Source organism: Paracoccus jeotgali (assembly GCF_002865605.1).
GTDB lineage: Bacteria > Pseudomonadota > Alphaproteobacteria > Rhodobacterales > Rhodobacteraceae > Paracoccus > Paracoccus jeotgali.
This window is the reverse complement of sequence record NZ_CP025583.1, coordinates 1132245-1147400: the sequence shown is the minus strand read 5'-3', so window position 1 is coordinate 1147400 and position 15156 is coordinate 1132245. Positions and strand designations below refer to the sequence as shown.

Annotated in this window: 16 protein-coding genes and 1 tRNA gene; 10 read left to right on the top strand and 7 right to left on the bottom strand. The window is 68.0% G+C overall.

Going from position 1 to position 15156, the window contains the following annotated elements; all coding sequences use genetic code 11:
* The first annotated feature begins 34 nt into the window (after positions 1–34).
* The 7 genes from CYR75_RS05730 to CYR75_RS05700 all read left to right on the top strand — a co-directional run bounded on the left by CYR75_RS05730 (position 35) and on the right by CYR75_RS05700 (position 5423).
* Positions 35–403 (top strand): HesB/IscA family protein, encoded by a 369-nt coding sequence (locus tag CYR75_RS05730; RefSeq protein ID WP_101499206.1) that lies wholly within the window; start codon positions 35–37, stop codon positions 401–403.
* Between the two features lie 33 nt (positions 404–436).
* Positions 437–1183 carry a triose-phosphate isomerase gene (tpiA, locus tag CYR75_RS05725; protein WP_101499205.1) on the top strand — a complete coding sequence of 249 codons (747 nt, stop codon included), beginning with the start codon at positions 437–439 and terminating at the stop codon, positions 1181–1183.
* Positions 1184–1187: 4 nt separating this feature from the next.
* Complete coding sequence (locus CYR75_RS05720) at positions 1188–2258, top strand: Mrp/NBP35 family ATP-binding protein (RefSeq protein ID WP_101499204.1); 1071 nt, start codon at positions 1188–1190, stop codon at positions 2256–2258.
* A 2-nt stretch (positions 2259–2260) separates the two neighbouring features.
* Positions 2261–2935 (top strand): molybdenum cofactor guanylyltransferase MobA, encoded by a 675-nt coding sequence (gene mobA, locus CYR75_RS05715; protein WP_101499203.1) that lies wholly within the window; start codon positions 2261–2263, stop codon positions 2933–2935.
* Positions 2936–3130: 195 nt separating this feature from the next.
* Complete coding sequence (rpmF, locus tag CYR75_RS05710; protein ID WP_101499202.1) at positions 3131–3337, top strand: 50S ribosomal protein L32; 207 nt, start codon at positions 3131–3133, stop codon at positions 3335–3337.
* Between the two features lie 17 nt (positions 3338–3354).
* Positions 3355–4467 (top strand): phosphate acyltransferase PlsX, encoded by a 1113-nt coding sequence (gene plsX / locus CYR75_RS05705; RefSeq protein ID WP_101499201.1) that lies wholly within the window; start codon positions 3355–3357, stop codon positions 4465–4467.
* Positions 4464–5423 (top strand): beta-ketoacyl-ACP synthase III, encoded by a 960-nt coding sequence (locus tag CYR75_RS05700; RefSeq protein ID WP_101499200.1) that lies wholly within the window; start codon positions 4464–4466, stop codon positions 5421–5423. The genes plsX and CYR75_RS05700 overlap by 4 nt, the downstream gene beginning before the upstream one ends.
* A gap of 25 nt (positions 5424–5448) precedes the next feature.
* On the opposite strand, the gene CYR75_RS05695 is transcribed toward CYR75_RS05700, so the two are convergent.
* Positions 5449–5715, bottom strand: a complete 267-nt coding sequence (locus CYR75_RS05695) for a helix-turn-helix domain-containing protein (protein WP_101499199.1) — start codon at positions 5713–5715, stop codon at positions 5449–5451.
* 165 nt (positions 5716–5880) lie between these two features.
* A tRNA-Gln gene (locus tag CYR75_RS05690) sits at positions 5881–5955 on the bottom strand.
* An 82-nt stretch (positions 5956–6037) separates the two neighbouring features.
* Between CYR75_RS05690 and CYR75_RS05685 the strand changes: the two genes are divergently transcribed.
* Positions 6038–7237, top strand: a complete 1200-nt coding sequence (locus tag CYR75_RS05685; protein WP_404825363.1) for a BaiN/RdsA family NAD(P)/FAD-dependent oxidoreductase — start codon at positions 6038–6040, stop codon at positions 7235–7237.
* A gap of 30 nt (positions 7238–7267) precedes the next feature.
* On the top strand, positions 7268–8398 hold the full coding sequence (gene tgt, locus CYR75_RS05680) for a tRNA guanosine(34) transglycosylase Tgt (RefSeq protein WP_101499198.1): 1131 nt from the start codon (positions 7268–7270) through the stop codon (positions 8396–8398).
* Positions 8399–8413: 15 nt separating this feature from the next.
* Here the strand turns inward: tgt and CYR75_RS05675 are convergent, their stop codons facing one another.
* Complete coding sequence (locus CYR75_RS05675) at positions 8414–8848, bottom strand: MerR family transcriptional regulator (RefSeq protein ID WP_101499197.1); 435 nt, start codon at positions 8846–8848, stop codon at positions 8414–8416.
* Positions 8849–8932: 84 nt separating this feature from the next.
* Between CYR75_RS05675 and CYR75_RS05670 the strand changes: the two genes are divergently transcribed.
* Complete coding sequence (locus CYR75_RS05670) at positions 8933–11080, top strand: heavy metal translocating P-type ATPase (RefSeq protein ID WP_101500889.1); 2148 nt, start codon at positions 8933–8935, stop codon at positions 11078–11080.
* A 102-nt stretch (positions 11081–11182) separates the two neighbouring features.
* Here the strand turns inward: CYR75_RS05670 and CYR75_RS05665 are convergent, their stop codons facing one another.
* The 4 genes from CYR75_RS05665 to CYR75_RS05650 are packed head-to-tail and all read right to left on the bottom strand — an operon-like array spanning position 11183 to position 15054.
* Positions 11183–12196 carry an Ldh family oxidoreductase gene (locus CYR75_RS05665; protein WP_101499196.1) on the bottom strand — a complete coding sequence of 338 codons (1014 nt, stop codon included), beginning with the start codon at positions 12194–12196 and terminating at the stop codon, positions 11183–11185.
* Between the two features lie 35 nt (positions 12197–12231).
* A complete protein-coding gene (locus CYR75_RS05660; RefSeq protein WP_101499195.1) occupies positions 12232–12852 on the bottom strand; it encodes an anaerobic ribonucleoside-triphosphate reductase activating protein in 621 nt (206 codons plus the stop codon).
* On the bottom strand, positions 12842–13030 hold the full coding sequence (nrdD, locus tag CYR75_RS16600; protein WP_101499194.1) for an anaerobic ribonucleoside-triphosphate reductase: 189 nt from the start codon (positions 13028–13030) through the stop codon (positions 12842–12844). The genes CYR75_RS05660 and nrdD overlap by 11 nt, the downstream gene beginning before the upstream one ends.
* Before the next feature lie 11 nt (positions 13031–13041).
* The gene (locus CYR75_RS05650) at positions 13042–15054 is read right to left on the bottom strand and encodes a ribonucleoside triphosphate reductase (RefSeq protein ID WP_101499193.1); all 2013 of its coding nucleotides are present in this window, start codon (positions 15052–15054) and stop codon (positions 13042–13044) included.
* Between the last annotated feature and the right edge of the window lie 102 nt (positions 15055–15156).

Below are 15156 nucleotides of genomic sequence, written 5' to 3'. Positions count from 1 at the left end.
CACTAGATTCACCCTGCGCAACACAGGTGACACCATGTTTTCGATCCCCGGACAATCGCCGGTCAAGATTTCACCGGCAGCAGAGCGTCAGATCTCGCGACTGATGCAGGGCAAACAGGCTTATGGCCTGCGCATCGGGCTGAAAAAAGGCGGCTGCGCAGGCATGGAATACACCATGGATCTGGTCAGCGAGGCCGAGAAATCCGATGAGGTCATCGAACAGAACGGGGCCCGCGTGCTGGTCGCACCGGCCGCGCAGATGTTCCTGTTCGGGACCGAAATCGACTATGAGACCGGCTTGCTGGAATCCGGCTTCCGCTTCCGCAATCCGAACGTGACCGATGCCTGCGGATGCGGTGAATCGGTCTCGTTCTCGATCGACCGCGACGCCCCGCAGGGCTGACCCCACACCCGACCCGACAGACAAGAGGACGACATGGCCGCACCGCACAGCCCCCGGAAACTCGCCGCCGGCAACTGGAAGATGAACGGGCTGACCGCCGCGCTGAGCGAACTCGACGCGCTGGCTGCGCGCGATAATGGCTGCGACGTGCTGATCTGCCCGCCCTTCACCCTGCTGACCCCCGCCGTCGCCCATGCGGGCGAGATCGCCATCGGCGGGCAGGATTGCCACGCGGCGGAATCCGGCGCCCATACCGGCGACATTTCAGCCGCGATGCTGAAGGATGCCGGCGCGAGCCATGTGATTCTGGGCCATTCCGAGCGCCGCGCCGACCATGCCGAGACCGACGCCTCGGTCCGTGCCAAGGCCGTGGCCGCGCATGAGGCCGGGCTGATCACCGTCATCTGCCTGGGCGAGACCGAGGCCGAACGTGACGCGGGCGACACGCTGCGCGTGATCGAGACCCAGCTTGCCGGCTCTGTCCCCGACTGCGCCACCGCGTCCAACACCGTCATCGCCTATGAGCCGGTCTGGGCCATCGGCACCGGGCGCACCCCCACCAATGACGAGATCGCGCAGGTCCATGCGCGGCTGCGCGAGAAGCTGGTCGAGCGGTTTTCCGACGGCGCCGCTTTCACGCTGCTTTACGGCGGCAGCGTCAAGCCGGGCAATGCCTCGGTGATTTTCGACATCGAACATGTGAACGGCGCGCTGGTTGGCGGCGCCAGCCTGAAGGCCGCGGATTTCGGCCCCATCATCGACGCATTGGCAAGGGCCTGACGGAATGACACTTCCCACGAAAGACGACATCGCCACCTGCCTGCGCGGGATCATCGACCCTGTTTCGGGCCGCAACATCGTCGACAGCGGCATCGCCCGCGCGATCCATGTCGAGCCGGATGGCGAGGTGCGCTTCGTGATGGAGATCCACCCCCCGCTGGCCGAGCAGATGGAGCCGGTCCTGACCGAGGCCAAGGCCGCCGTCGCCGCCCTGCCCGGCGTCACCAAGGTCTCGGGCGTGCTGACCGCGCATACCGAAAAGGCGCCGCCGCCGGACCTGAAGCCGCGCCCGAAATCGCCCACCGCGCCCGAGGCTGTGCCCGGCGTGCGCCATGTCATCGCCATCGCCTCGGGCAAGGGCGGGGTCGGCAAATCGACCGTGTCTGCGAACCTCGCCGCCGCGCTCGCGGCCGAGGGGCGGCGCGTGGGGCTGCTGGATGCCGACGTCTATGGCCCCAGCCAGCCGCGCATGATGGGCGTGACCGGGCGTCCTGCCAGCCCCGACGGCAAGTCGATCGTCCCGATGGAGGGGCATGGCGTCAAGATGATGTCGCTCGGCCTGCTGACCCGCGATGACGAGGCAGTGATCTGGCGCGGGCCGATGCTGATGACGGCGCTGCAGCAGATGCTGTTTCAGGTCCAGTGGGGCGATCTGGACTGCCTGCTGGTCGACCTGCCGCCGGGCACCGGCGACGTGCAGCTGACGCTGGCGCAGAAGGCCAAGATCGACGGCGCGATCATCGTCTCGACCCCGCAGGACATCGCGCTGCTGGACGCGCGCAAGGGGATCGACATGTTCACCCGCGTCAACATCCCGATCCTCGGGTTGATCGAGAACATGGCCGTGCATGTCTGCACCAATTGCGGCCATGCCGAGCATATCTTCGGCAAGGGCGGCGTCGCGGCCGAGGCTGCGCGACTGGGCGTGCCTTTGCTGGGCGAGTTGCCGCTGGAACTGGCGGTCCGCGAAGGCGGCGATGCCGGGGTGCCGGCGGTGATCGGCGCGCCCGACAGCGACTCGGCGGCGGCGTTCCGCAAGCTCGCCAAGGGGCTGGTGGCGGCCGGGATCGCCTGATCATGCAGCCGGTCCCGGCGGTGATCCTGGCCGGCGGGCTGGCCCGGCGCATGGGCGGCGGCGACAAGGTGCTGCTGCCGCTGGCGGGCCGGCCGCTGCTGGCCCATCTGCTCGCCCTGCTGCGCCCGCAGACGCCGCTGATCGCGCTGAACGCCAATGGCGACGCGGCGCGTTTTGCGGGTTTCAACCTGCCGGTGCTGCCCGATCCCGACTTTCCGCCCGAGGTGCCGCAGCGTCCCGGCCCGCTGGCCGGCATCTTGGCTGCGATGCTTTGGGCCGAGGCGCAAGGCGCGGACCGTGTGCTGGTCGTCGCAGGCGACACGCCGTTCCTGCCCGCCGACCTGCTGTCGCGGCTGCAGGCTGCGGCGAGCGCGGACGGTCTGGCAATGGCGGCCGATCACGCGCCGGACGGGCTGCGGCTGCACCCGACCACGGCGCTGTGGCCCACGCGGCTGGCGGCCCCGCTGCGCGCGGCAATCATCGCCGGGCAGCGCCGAGTGCGCGCTTTTGCCGCCGAACACGACGCGGCCACGGCGGTCTTTCCGGCGCTACATGCGGCGGGCGGCACTGAACTGTCCCCCTTTTTCAACATCAACACGCCCGAAGATCTAGCCCAAGCGACCGAGTGGCTGGATGCCGGAACCGCAGCCCGAACGGCCCGCCGGACAACAGCGTAAGCCCGCCCTTCAAACGCTTGCAACCGCCCCCAGAACCAGTATGTTGCGGCCTTCACGAGTCGCGCGACTGACGCTTGGCGCACCGGACAGGTTTCCGCTTGCCTCCGGGACGGTTGTGGCCTATTGCCGCGGCTCTGATCCGATTACTGACACCGGCCCCGCAGGCTGCGCGGCCCCAGACCCCGAGGTTGAGACATGGCTGTCCCTCAGAACCGCGTGACCCGTTCCAAGCGCAACATGCGCCGCGCGCATGATGCCCTTTCGGCGGCGAACCCCAATGAATGCCCGTCCTGCGGCGAGCTGAAGCGTCCGCATCACGTCTGCCCCTCTTGCGGCCATTATGCCGACCGCGAGGTCGTGGCCCAGACGGCCGAGATCGACCTGGACGACGACGCGGCCTGAACGGCTGGCGCAGGTCAATGACGCAGACGGCGGAACCCGGAACCCCGCGCCGCCCCTCGACCGGGGGCAGCGTGGTGCTTTCCGTTGACACGATGGGCGGCGATCGCGGCCCCGCGACGGTGGTCGCGGGCGTGGCGCTCAGCGCCGAAAAGAACCCCGATCTGCGCTTCATCCTGCACGGCCCCGAGGCCGAGCTGTCCAAGCTGGTCTCGCGCAAGCGCGGCCTCGCCGAACGCTGCGAGATCCGTGACGCCCAAAGCGTCGTCTCGATGAGCGACAAGCCCGCACAGGTGATCCGCAGCGCGCAGGGCACCTCGATGTGGTCGGCCATTGAATCGGTCCGCAATGGCGAGGCGACGGTCGCGGTCTCTTGCGGGAATACCGGGGCGCTGATGGCGCTGTCGGTGATCCGCCTGCGCAAGCTGCCCGGCGTCAACCGTCCCGCCATCGCCTGCCTGTGGCCCTCGCGCAATGCGCAGGGCTTCAACGTCATGCTGGATTGCGGCGCCGATATCCGCGCCGATGCCCCCGATCTGCTGCAATACGCGCTGATGGGCGCCTCTTATGCCAAGAACGGCCTCGGCGTCGAACGCCCGCGCGTCGGCCTGCTGAATGTTGGCACCGAGGAGCACAAGGGCCGGGCCGAGCTGAAGCTTGCCCATGACCTGATCTCGGTCGCCTCGGCCGACGGGAATTTCGACTATATCGGCTTTGTCGAGGGCGGCGATCTGCCCTCGGACCGCGTCGATGTGATCGTCACCGACGGGTTCACCGGCAATGTCGCGCTGAAGACCGGCGAGGGGACGGCCAAGCTGGTCGGGGATTTCATGCGCGACGCCTTCGCCAATTCGATCATGTCGAAATTCGCCGCGCTGCTGGCGCTGACCTCGCTGAAGCGGCTGCAAAAGCGGATCGATCCGCGCCGGGTCAATGGTGGGGTGTTTCTGGGGCTGAACGCGACGGTGGTCAAATCCCACGGCTCGGCCGATGCGACCGGGGTTTCGGCGGCTTTGAAGCTCGCCTTTCAGCTGGCGCAATCCGGCTTTCACGACCGGCTGGCGGCGCGCGTGGCGCAGGCCGCCGCCGCCGCCGAGGACCGCACCGCCGCCCTGCCCGGGACCGAGCCATGACCCGCCGCGCCGTGATCCGCGGCACCGGACGCTATCTGCCCGAACGCATCGTCGAGAACGCCTGGTTCGAGAGCTTCATCGACACCTCGGATGAATGGATCCGCGCCCGCACCGGGATCGAGCGGCGCCATTTCGCCGCCGATGGCGAAACCACCTCGGCCATGGCGATCAAGGCCGCCGCCGCCGCGCTGGACAGCGCCGGAATGCAGCCCGACGACATCGACGCGGTGATCGTGGCGACCTCGACCCCGGACCTGACCTTCCCCTCGGTCGCCACCATGGTGCAGGCCGGGTTGGGCATGACGCGCGGCTTCTGCTACGACATGCAGGCAGTCTGCGCTGGCTTCGTCTTCGGGCTGGCCAATGGCGACGCACTGATCCGTTCGGGTCAGGCCGAGCGCGTGCTGGTCATCGGCGCAGAGACCTTCAGCCGGATCATGGACTGGACCGACCGCGGCACCTGCGTGCTGTTCGGCGACGGCGCCGGTGCCGTGGTTCTGGAAGCCGCCGAGGGCGACCGCGGCATCCTCGCCAGCGACCTCAACAGCGATGGCAGCTTCCGCGACATCCTCTATGTCGATGGCGGCGTCGCCACGACCGGGACCGCCGGGAAGCTGCGGATGCAGGGCAATGTGCTGTTCCGCCACGCGGTCGAGAAGCTGGCCCAGACCGCGCATCGGGTCATCGAAAAGGCCGGGATGACCACCGATCAGGTCGACTGGCTGGTCCCGCACCAGGCCAACGCCCGTATCATCGCCGCCACCGCGCAGCGCATGAACCTGCCGATGGAGCGCGTCGTGCTGACCGTCGCCGACCACGGCAATACCTCCGCCGCCTCGATCCCGCTGGCGCTGTCGCTGGCCAATGACGAGGGCCGCTTCAAGCCGGGCGACATCATCGTGACCGAAGCCATCGGCGGCGGGCTGTCCTGGGGCAGCGTGATCCTGCGGTGGTAAGGCCGGAGAGCGACAGCCCGAAGTTTCAGTCGCCAGAATTGGCGCCTCGTTGCTCCGGATCGGAATTGAATTTTCCATAAGCAGTCGGTGCCGACCCCGTCCAGCGCTTGAAGCTGCGGGTGAAATGAGCCTGATCGCTGTAGCCAAGATCGAGCGCAAGCGCCTTCAAACTGCCGACCCCGGTGAGCAACCGCGCAAGCGCGATATCCCGCCGCGTGACATCGACGAGGTCCGAAAGCTTTACACCCACGTCAGCGAGGCGCCTTTGGAGCGTGCGGCGCAAGCCGATCATTCAGGCGGGGCTCGATACGCTCGGCTCCACCAGGCGACGCCCGACATCGTCCGCGCCACTGCCCGAGATGCGGATGACGTCAAACGATTGGCGTGACCGCGGACAGCACCAAAGCCGCCCATCCCACGCCGAAGCGCCGCTCCAGTTCAACGCTGTAAAGAAATCTGGCTGGGGCGGTAGGATTCGAACCTACGGTACGCGGTACCAAAAACCGTTGCCTTACCACTTGGCTACGCCCCAACGATGCGGGCGTATGTAGCATGGCTGCGGGGGGGTGCAAGGGGGTTTTCGGAAAAACTTGCGGGCATCCGGCACGCGGCCTATGGCTGCGCGGATGGAGTGGGATGTTCTGATCATCGGGGCCGGCGCGGCGGGGCTGTTCTGTGCCGGCACGGCGCGGATGCAGGGGCTGCGGGTGCTGGTGATCGACCATGCCCGCGCGCCGGGAGAGAAGATCCGCATCTCGGGCGGGGGGCGGTGCAACTTCACCAATCTGGCCACCGCGCGGGACCGGTTCCTGTCGGAAAATCCGCGCTTTTGCGCCTCGGCGCTGGCGGGGTTTTCGCCGCTCGATTTCGTGGCGCTCGTCGATCGGGCGGGGATCGCGTGGCATGAAAAGACGCTGGGGCAGCTGTTCTGCGACGGGCGGGCGACGCAGATCACGGACATGCTGGTGGATCGGATGGCCGGGGCAGAGCTGTGGCTCGACACAACGCTCTCGGGGCTGGCGCGTGACGGCGCGGGGTTTCTGGCCCAGACGACTCGCGGCCTGGTCCGGGCGGGGCGTGTGGTGGTGGCCTCGGGCGGCAAGTCGATCCCGAAGATGGGGGCGACGGGGCTTGCCTATGATCTGGCGCGGCAGTTCGGGCTGAAGATCATCGAAACCCGGCCCGGTCTGGTGCCCTTGACCTTTGCCGAACAGGATCTGGCGCGGACCAAGCCGCTGGCGGGGGTGTCCGTGGCGGCCAGCGTCACCCACGGCAAGACGCGCTTCGACGATGCGCTGTTGTTCACCCATCGCGGGCTGTCGGGTCCGGCGATCCTGCAGATTTCGAGCTTTTGGCATCCGGGGGACGAGATCCACGTCGATCTGGCGCCGGGCCTCGATCTGGCGGCCGAGTTGCGCGACAGGCGCGGGCAAGGCGGGCGCATCGCGGTGGCGACGGTGCTGAGCGCGCATCTGCCGGCGCGGCTGGCCGAGGCGATCGCCGAAGAGCTGCAACTGACCGGGGCGCGGCTGGCGGACCAGAACAACGCCACGCTTAACCGCATCGCGGAGCGCGTCCATCGCTGGCGGCTGCGGCCGGTTGGTTCCGAGGGGTATCGCACGGCCGAGGTGACGCTGGGCGGGATCGACACGCGCGGGCTGGACGCGAAAACCATGCAGGCGCGCGGGCAGCCGGGGCTCTATTTCATCGGCGAGGCGGTGGACGCGACCGGCTGGCTCGGCGGTTACAATTTTCAATGGGCCTGGGCCTCGGGTCATGCCGCAGGGCTTTCGCTTGGCCACGCGCCGCGCTAGAACCACGCCTTGCCGCAACAGGGTCCGCAGATGAGCCGTTTTTCCTTTACCGTGAACGCCACCGATGGCCGCGCCCGGACCGGGGTGATCGACACGCCGCGCGGCCAGATCCGCACGCCGGCCTTCATGCCGGTGGGCACCGCCGCCACCGTCAAGGCAATGCTGCCGGAATCGGTGCGCGCGACCGGCGCCGACATCCTGCTTGGCAACACCTATCACCTGATGCTGCGCCCCGGCGCCGAGCGGATCGCGCGTCTGGGCGGGTTGCACCGCTTCATGAACTGGGACCGGCCGATCCTGACCGATTCCGGCGGTTTTCAAGTCATGTCGCTGGCCGATCTGCGCAAGCTGACCGAGGACGGAGTCACCTTTGCCAGCCATGTCGATGGCAGCCGGCACTTTCTGTCGCCCGAAACCAGCATGGAGATTCAGCGCCTGCTGGGCAGCGACATCGTCATGGCCTTTGACGAATGCCCTGCCCTGCCCGCGACCGAGGATCGTCAGGCCGAGGCAATGCGCTTGTCGATGCGATGGGCGCAGCGGTCGCGCGATGCCTTCGGCGACCGGCCGGGACATGCGCTGTTCGGCATCATGCAGGGCGGCGTCATCCGGCATCTGCGCGAGGAATCCGCCCAAGCGCTGCGCGGGATCGGCTTTGACGGCTATGCCATCGGCGGACTGGCCGTGGGTGAGGGGCAAGAGGCGATGTTCGGCGTGCTCGACTACGCGCCCGAGCTGCTGCCCACGGACAAGCCGCGCTATCTGATGGGGGTCGGCAAGCCCGACGACATCGTGGGCGCCGTGCAGCGCGGGGTCGACATGATGGATTGCGTGCTGCCCTCACGCTCGGGTCGGACCGGGCAGGCCTGGACGCGGCGCGGGCAGGTCAACATCAAGAACGCGCGGCACGCCGACGACCCGCGCCCGCTGGACGAAAGCTGCACCTGCCCGGCCTGCCGCGGCTATTCCCGCGCCTATCTGCACCATGTCTTTCGCGCGCAAGAGATGATCTCGGGCATGCTGCTGACATGGCACAATCTGCATTACTACCAGACGCTGATGCAGGGGCTGCGCGACGCCATCGCCGCCGGAACGCTGGACACGTTCGTGACCGGCTTCCACGCGGAACGCCAGCAGGGCGACATCCCGCCGCTGGGGTGACTGCCGGCCCCGCGCTCAGCCTTCGGGGTCGGTCGCGCCGTGATCCTCGGCGCATAGCGCGTGGTCGCCCAGCACCTCGATCACCCGGCAGTCGGACACCCGCCCGGTCGCGCAGCCGGCCAGCATCCGCTGCAACTCACCCTCGAGCGCGCGCAGCCGGGCAATTCGGGCGCGGGTCGCGGCCAGTTGGCGCGCGGCGATGGCGTCGATGGCGGCGCAGGGCCGGTCCGGGCGGTCGGCGAGGTCCAGCAGCTCTCGGATCGCGTCGAGCGGAAAGCCCAGCTCGCGCGAATGGCGGATGAAGCGCAGCCGGTCGAGCGCGCTTGCCGGATACAGCCGCTGGTTTCCGGCGCTGCGTTCGGGCGCCTCCAGCAGGCCGATCTGCTCGTAATAGCGGATCGTCGGCACCTTCACCCCCGCCGCCGCGCCAAGTTTTCCGATGCTCAGCATGATTCAGCCCTTGAACCTCTAGTTGCTAGAGAGATTAGATTGCCTGGCAGTCCCGGTCCATCCCGAAGACGCTTGGAGAGAATGATGCAGCACGACCCCCTCCCCGACACGACCTGCGAATGGTCCGTCACCGGCATGGATTGCGCGTCCTGCGCGACGCGGATCACCGGCGCACTCGACCGCCTGCCCGGTGTCAGCGCGGTCAGCGTCAACGTCATGGCCGAAAAGCTGCGGCTGCGCCTCGACCCCGACCAGACCCGCCGGGACGAGGTCGAAGACGTCGTGCGCGCGCTGGGCTTCGGCATCGCGGCCCCCGCCGCCCGCAAGGCGGCGGCGCACGGCCATGCCCATGACCACGACGTCGAGCCGGGGCCTTGGTACGCCACCGCCAAGGGCCGGCTGGTGATCCTGACCGGGCTGCTGCTGGCGGCGGCCTGGACGCTTGGTTTTCTGCTGCCCGGCCAGTGGCGCGACTGGGCCTTTGTCGCGGCCTGCCTGATCGGCGTGGCGCCGGTGGCGCAGCGGGCGCTGGCGGCGCTGCGGCTGGGACAGCCCTTCACCATCGAATCGCTGATGACCATTGCCGCCATCGGGGCCCTCTTCATCGGCGCCGCCGAAGAAGCGGCGCTGGTGGTCTTTCTGTTCGCCGTGGGCGAGGTGCTGGAGGGCGTGGCCGCAGGCCGCGCCCGCCAAGGCATCCGGGCGCTGGCGGAACTGGTCCCCAAGACCGCGCTGCTGGAATCCGACGGACGCAGCCAGCAGGTCCCGGCCGACAGCCTGCAGGTCGGCCAGACCGTGCTGGTCCGGCCCGGCGACCGCATCCCCGCCGACGGGGTGATCCTGACCGGCAGCAGCGGCATCGACGAAAGCCCGGTGACCGGCGAAAGCGTCCCGCAGCCGCGCGGTCCGGGCGACGAGGTCTTTGCCGGCGCCATCAATACCGAGGCCGCGCTGCGAGTCCGCGTCTCGCGCGCGGCCGAAGACAACACCATCGCCCGCATCATCCGCCTGGTCGAGGATGCCGAAGAGGCCCGCGCGCCCACCGAACGCTTCATCGACCGCTTCAGCCGCTGGTACATGCCGCTGGTGGTCGGGCTGTCGGTGGCGGTGATCCTGATCCCGCCGCTGGCTTTCGGCGCAGCCTGGGGCGACTGGATCTATCGCGGGCTGGCGCTGCTGCTGATCGGTTGCCCCTGCGCGCTGGTGATCTCGGTCCCCGCCGCCATTGCCTCGGCGATGTCGTCGGGCGCGCGGCGCGGGCTGCTGATGAAGGGCGGCGCGGTGATCGAGGCGACGGCGCAGATCCGCGCCGTGGCCTTCGACAAGACCGGCACGCTGACCCATGGCCGCCCGCAGGTGACCGATGTCGTGCCGCTGTCCGATCTGGACCAGACCGAGCTGTTGCGGCTGGCGGCCGGGGTCGAATCCGATTCCAGCCATCCCATCGCGCGGGCGATCCTGCAACGGGCCGAGGGGCTGACGCCGGCGCGGGCTGAGGACGCGCGCGCACAGGCCGGGCGCGGCGTCTCGGCCATGGTCGAGGGACGGCTGCTGCATGTCTCCAGCCCACGCGAGGCCAGCGAACAGGGGCTGCTGGCGGACGGTGCCGGCGAACAGATCGCCACGATGGAATCGGCGGGCAAGACGGTGGTGGTGCTGTCGGCGCCGGACGGTGCGCTTGGCCTGATCGCGCTGCGGGACGAGGCGCGCGCCGATGCGGGCGAGGCGATCCGGCAGTTGCACGCCATGGGCCTGAGCGGGACGATCCTGACCGGCGACAACCAGCGCACCGCCGCCGCCATTGCCGAGGCTCTGGGCAGCGATTACCGCGCTGGCATGCTGCCCGCCGACAAGCTGGCGGCGATTGCCGGCATGGCCGATCAGGGGGTGATGATGGTCGGCGACGGCATCAACGACGCCCCGGCGCTGAAACAGGCGAGCGTGGGTGTGGCGATGGGTTCGGGCACCGATGTGGCGCTCGAGACGGCGGATGCCGCGATCCTGCGCGACCGGGTGACGGATATCCCGGCGATGATCCGGCTGGCGCGGGCGGCGATGCGGAATATCCGCCAGAACGTCTCGATCGCGCTGGGGTTGAAGGCGGTGTTTCTGGTCACCACGCTGCTGGGGATCACCGGGCTGTGGATCGCCATCCTCGCCGATACCGGGGCGACGGTTCTGGTGACGATGAACGCGCTGCGCCTGCTGGCCTATGATCCGACGCGGGCGTAGCGGCTGATCTGCGGGAGGTTCAGACCGCGCCTGCGGGTCTATTGTAAGAACAACCGACCGCCCTGTCCTATCAGGCTGGACGCAGTTTGCCCCTGCCCCGCCTCACCCCTCGCTTTTCATCATCCCGCGAATCCGGTCGTAAAGCGCGCGGTCGACGGGGATACCGTCGCGCAGGTTCTGCGCGCGGATGGCATGGCGCCGCGCGCCGGGCAGCCGCGCCCCCTGATCCGTGATCGCGTCCAGCGTCGCCTCGGCGGCAGCGATATCATCCGGCGAGGCCAGCAGCGCCGGGTCGAGGGCGAGGATCAGCTCGCCATGGCAGGGCGCCGCGTCATGGCCCTGATCGAAGCGCGCCGAGGCCGCACTGGTCCGGTCGCCGATGAACGGCCCCGAAAGAAGCTCGATCATGGTCGCAATCGCGGACCCCTTGTGCCCGCCAAAGGGCAGCATCGCCCCCGCCAGCACCGCCGCCGGATCGGTGGTGTCGCGCCCCTCTGCGTCCAGCCCCCAGCCCTCGGGCACCGGCTTGCCCTGCTGGCGATGCAGCGCGATATCGGCGCGCGAGGCGGCGGTGGTCGCGAAATCAAACACATAGGGCGCGCGCCCCGGTCGCGGCCAGGCAAAGGCGATGGGGTTCGTGCCCAGCACCGGCCGCGTCCCGCCCGCCGGCGCCACCCAGTCCCGCGTCGGGTTCATCGACAGCCCGACCAGCCCCTGTTCCGCGATCCGTTCCACCACCGGCCACAGCGCGGTCGAATGAAAGCCGTTATTGACCGCCAGCATCGCGAGCCCCAGCTTGCGCGCGCTGTCGATCAGCGGGTCCAGCCCGCTCATGCTGGCGAGAATGGAAAATCCGAACCCGGCATCGGCGCAATTCACCGCAGGCGTGACCTGCGTGATGACCGGCACCGCGTCACGGTTGAAGGCGGGATGGGACATGGTGTCCAGCGTCCCCGGCAGGCGTTGCAGCCCGTGGGACAGCCCGCCATCGCGCTGCGCCTGCGTTAGAACCTGCGCCATCGCCTGCGCCTGATCGGCGGCCAGCCCGTGAAAGCGCAGGAAATCAAAGGCGAGGGCGTGAATCTGGGCCTCGGTCAGGGTCAGGGTGTCGGACACGGGGTCAACCTTTCTGGCGCACGCGCCCGGCACCCTTAGGTCATGCGCTGCCGGTCCGGCCGGGTGCCTTCGGTCCGGTAGGGCTGGCGCCGCGTGGCGATGCCGAAGGGCGCGAGATCCGCGTCCAGCCGGGACAGCGCGTCGGCATCCAGCCACGCCGCGTCGACGGTGGTGCGGATGTCGCAGGCGACGCCGCTGTTCAGCATCAGCGCCAGGCTCTCGCGCGCCTTGGCGCCGCTGCCATCGACGCAGGTGATGCGGGCATAATCATCGAAAGGTGCCTTGACGTCAAACCCCACCCAATCGGTCAGCGGCAGCACCGCCGCCAGCCGTCGCGGATAGGGTCCGCCGGTGTGCAGCCCGACGCCAAAGCCCAGATCGCGGACCTGCTGCATCGCCGCAGGCAGTCCCGGTTGCAGCGTCGGCTCGCCCCCGGAAAACACCACTCCGTCCAGCAGCCCGCGCCGTGTCGCCAGAAAACCCAGCACCTGCGCCCAGCTGACTTCGGTCGGGCGGTCGGGCGGGATCAGGTCGGGATTGTGGCAATAGTGGCAGTCCCAGGGGCAGCCTTGGGTAAAGACCGTCGCGACAAGCTGACCCGGCCAATCGCAGGTGGACAGCCGGGTCAGCCCGCCGATGCGCAGTTCAGGCGGCACGGGTGTCCCCGGCGGGCGCGGCGGTCAGCGCGGCCTCGGTAAAGAACAGGCGCTCGGCATGTTCGCCCTTTTTGCCCTTGTTGAAGGACGAGACGGGGCGGTGATAGCCCATGACGCGGGTCCAGACCTCGCAGGGCTGGCGCTCGTGATCTTCCAGCGTGATGTCTTGTTTGGTCATCTTTGCCTCCTTCAGGCTGCGTGAGCGGCGGATTGCCGTTTCTGGGCCAGACGTTCCTGATCGCATTTCGGGCAGAAGGCGTGTTCGCCCGCCAGATAGCCATGCGTCGGGCAGATCGAGAATGTCGGCGTGACGGTGATATAGGGCAGGCGGAACCGCGACAGCGCCCGCTGCACCAGCTTCTTCGCCGCCTCGCCCGAACTGAGGCGCGAGCCCATATAGAGGTGCAGCACCGTGCCGCCGGTGTATTTCTTTTGCAGGTCGTCCTGCTGCAAAAGCGCCTCGAACGGGTCGTCGGTATAGCCGACGGGAAGCTGGCTCGAATTGGTGTAGTATGGGTTCTCGTCGGTGCCGGCCTGCAAGATGCCGGGGAAGCGCTTGCGGTCCTCTTTCGCGAAACGATAGGTCGTGCCTTCGGCCGGCGTGGCCTCGAGGTTGAACATGGTCTCGGTCTGGCCCTGAAACTCGGTGATGCGGGCGCGGATGTGGTCCAGCAGCCGGACCGCGAAATCGTGGCCCCATTCGCTGGTGATGTCATGGGCGTCGTCGGTGAAGTTGCGGATCATCTCGTTGATGCCATTCACCCCGAGGGTCGAGAAGTGATTGCGCAGCGTGCCCAGATAGCGGCGCGTATAGGGGTAAAGCCCGTCATCCATCAGCCGCTGGATGGTCTCGCGCTTGATTTCCAGGCTGACGCGGCCCAGTTCCAGCAGCTCGTCCAGGCGGCGGAACAGCGCGGCCTCGTCGCCCTTGTAGCGATAGCCCAGCCGCGCGCAGTTGACCGTCACCACCCCGATCGAGCCGGTCTGCTCGGCGCTGCCGAACAGCCCGTTGCCGCGCTTCAGAAGCTCGGTCAGGTCCAGTTGCAGCCGGCAGCACATCGACCGGATCATGTTGGGCTTGAGGTCGGAATTGATGAAGTTCTGGAAATAGGGCAGCCCGTATTTCGCCGTCATGTCGAACAGCAGCTCGGCATTAGGGCTGTCCCAGGGGAAATCCGGCGCGATGTTGTAGGTCGGGATCGGGAAGGTAAAGACCCGGCCACGGGCATCGCCGCCGGTCATCACCTCGATATAGGCGCGGTTGATCAGGTCCATCTCGTCCTGCAACTCGCCATAGGTGAAGGGCATGGGCTCGCCGCCGATCAGCGGCACCTCGTCGCGCAGATCCTCGGGGCAGACCCAGTCGAAGGTCAGGTTGGTGAACGGCGTCTGCGTCCCCCAGCGAGAGGGCACGTTCAGATTGAAGATCAGCTCCTGCATGCATTGCAGGACCTCGGGGTAGCTCATCGCGTCCTTGCGGACGAAGGGCGCCATACAGGTGTCGAACGAGCTGAACGCCTGCGCCCCCGCCCATTCGTTCTGCAGCGTGCCAAGGAAGTTGACGATCTGGCCCACGGCGCTGGAGAAATGCCGGGGCGGCAGGGATTCGATGGTGCCGGGAACGCCGTTGAAGCCCTCGACCAGCAGGGTTTTCAGCGACCAGCCGGCGCAATATCCGGCCAGCACGTCCAGATCGTGAATGTGGATGTCGCCCTCGCGATGCGCCTCGCCCACCTCGGGCGGGTAGAGATGCGAGAGCCAGTAATTCGCGACCACCTTGCCCGACAGGTTCAGGATCAGCCCGCCCAGCGAATAGCCCTGATTGGCATTGGCATTGACCCGCCAGTCGGACCGGTCCAGATATTCGTTGATCGACGAGGCCACATCGACCAGCGCCTTTTGCCCCTGCCGCGCCTTCTGATGGCGGCTGCGATAGGCGATGAAGGCATTGGCCGTGTCCACCCGACCGGCGGTGATCAGCACCTGTTCGATGATGTCCTGCACCTGTTCGACCGTGGGCGTGCCGCCGTCGAAACGATGCGCGATGACCGTCTCGGCCTGCGCGGTCAGGGCCTCGGCCTCGGCCGGGGCGAACTCTTTCGTGGCCTCTCCTGCGCTGGCGATCGCGTGCCGGATGCGGTGGCGATCAAAGGGGACAAGCGCGCCGTTCCGCTTGATGATCTGCAAAGGGTGTCCCGCCATATCGTTCCCCGATAATCTATATGTGGTGGTCATATTTTAACCTGATACCACAGTTAGTGCATGGGTCCGGGATTCGATCAAGCTCTGGTTGCTGCGTCAAAC

Coding starts and splice junctions, on each gene's coding strand:
- CYR75_RS05730 (WP_101499206.1), top strand. CDS start 35: ATGTTTTCGATCCCCGGACAATCGCCGGTCAAGATTTCACCGGCAGCA.
- tpiA (WP_101499205.1), top strand. CDS start 437: ATGGCCGCACCGCACAGCCCCCGGAAACTCGCCGCCGGCAACTGGAAG.
- CYR75_RS05720 (WP_101499204.1), top strand. CDS start 1,188: ATGACACTTCCCACGAAAGACGACATCGCCACCTGCCTGCGCGGGATC.
- mobA (WP_101499203.1), top strand. CDS start 2,261: ATGCAGCCGGTCCCGGCGGTGATCCTGGCCGGCGGGCTGGCCCGGCGC.
- rpmF (WP_101499202.1), top strand. CDS start 3,131: ATGGCTGTCCCTCAGAACCGCGTGACCCGTTCCAAGCGCAACATGCGC.
- plsX (WP_101499201.1), top strand. CDS start 3,355: ATGACGCAGACGGCGGAACCCGGAACCCCGCGCCGCCCCTCGACCGGG.
- CYR75_RS05700 (WP_101499200.1), top strand. CDS start 4,464: ATGACCCGCCGCGCCGTGATCCGCGGCACCGGACGCTATCTGCCCGAA.
- CYR75_RS05695 (WP_101499199.1), bottom strand. CDS start 5,715: ATGATCGGCTTGCGCCGCACGCTCCAAAGGCGCCTCGCTGACGTGGGT.
- CYR75_RS05685 (WP_404825363.1), top strand. CDS start 6,038: ATGGCTGCGCGGATGGAGTGGGATGTTCTGATCATCGGGGCCGGCGCG.
- tgt (WP_101499198.1), top strand. CDS start 7,268: ATGAGCCGTTTTTCCTTTACCGTGAACGCCACCGATGGCCGCGCCCGG.
- CYR75_RS05675 (WP_101499197.1), bottom strand. CDS start 8,848: ATGCTGAGCATCGGAAAACTTGGCGCGGCGGCGGGGGTGAAGGTGCCG.
- CYR75_RS05670 (WP_101500889.1), top strand. CDS start 8,933: ATGCAGCACGACCCCCTCCCCGACACGACCTGCGAATGGTCCGTCACC.
- nrdD (WP_101499194.1), bottom strand. CDS start 13,030: ATGACCAAACAAGACATCACGCTGGAAGATCACGAGCGCCAGCCCTGC.
- CYR75_RS05650 (WP_101499193.1), bottom strand. CDS start 15,054: ATGGCGGGACACCCTTTGCAGATCATCAAGCGGAACGGCGCGCTTGTC.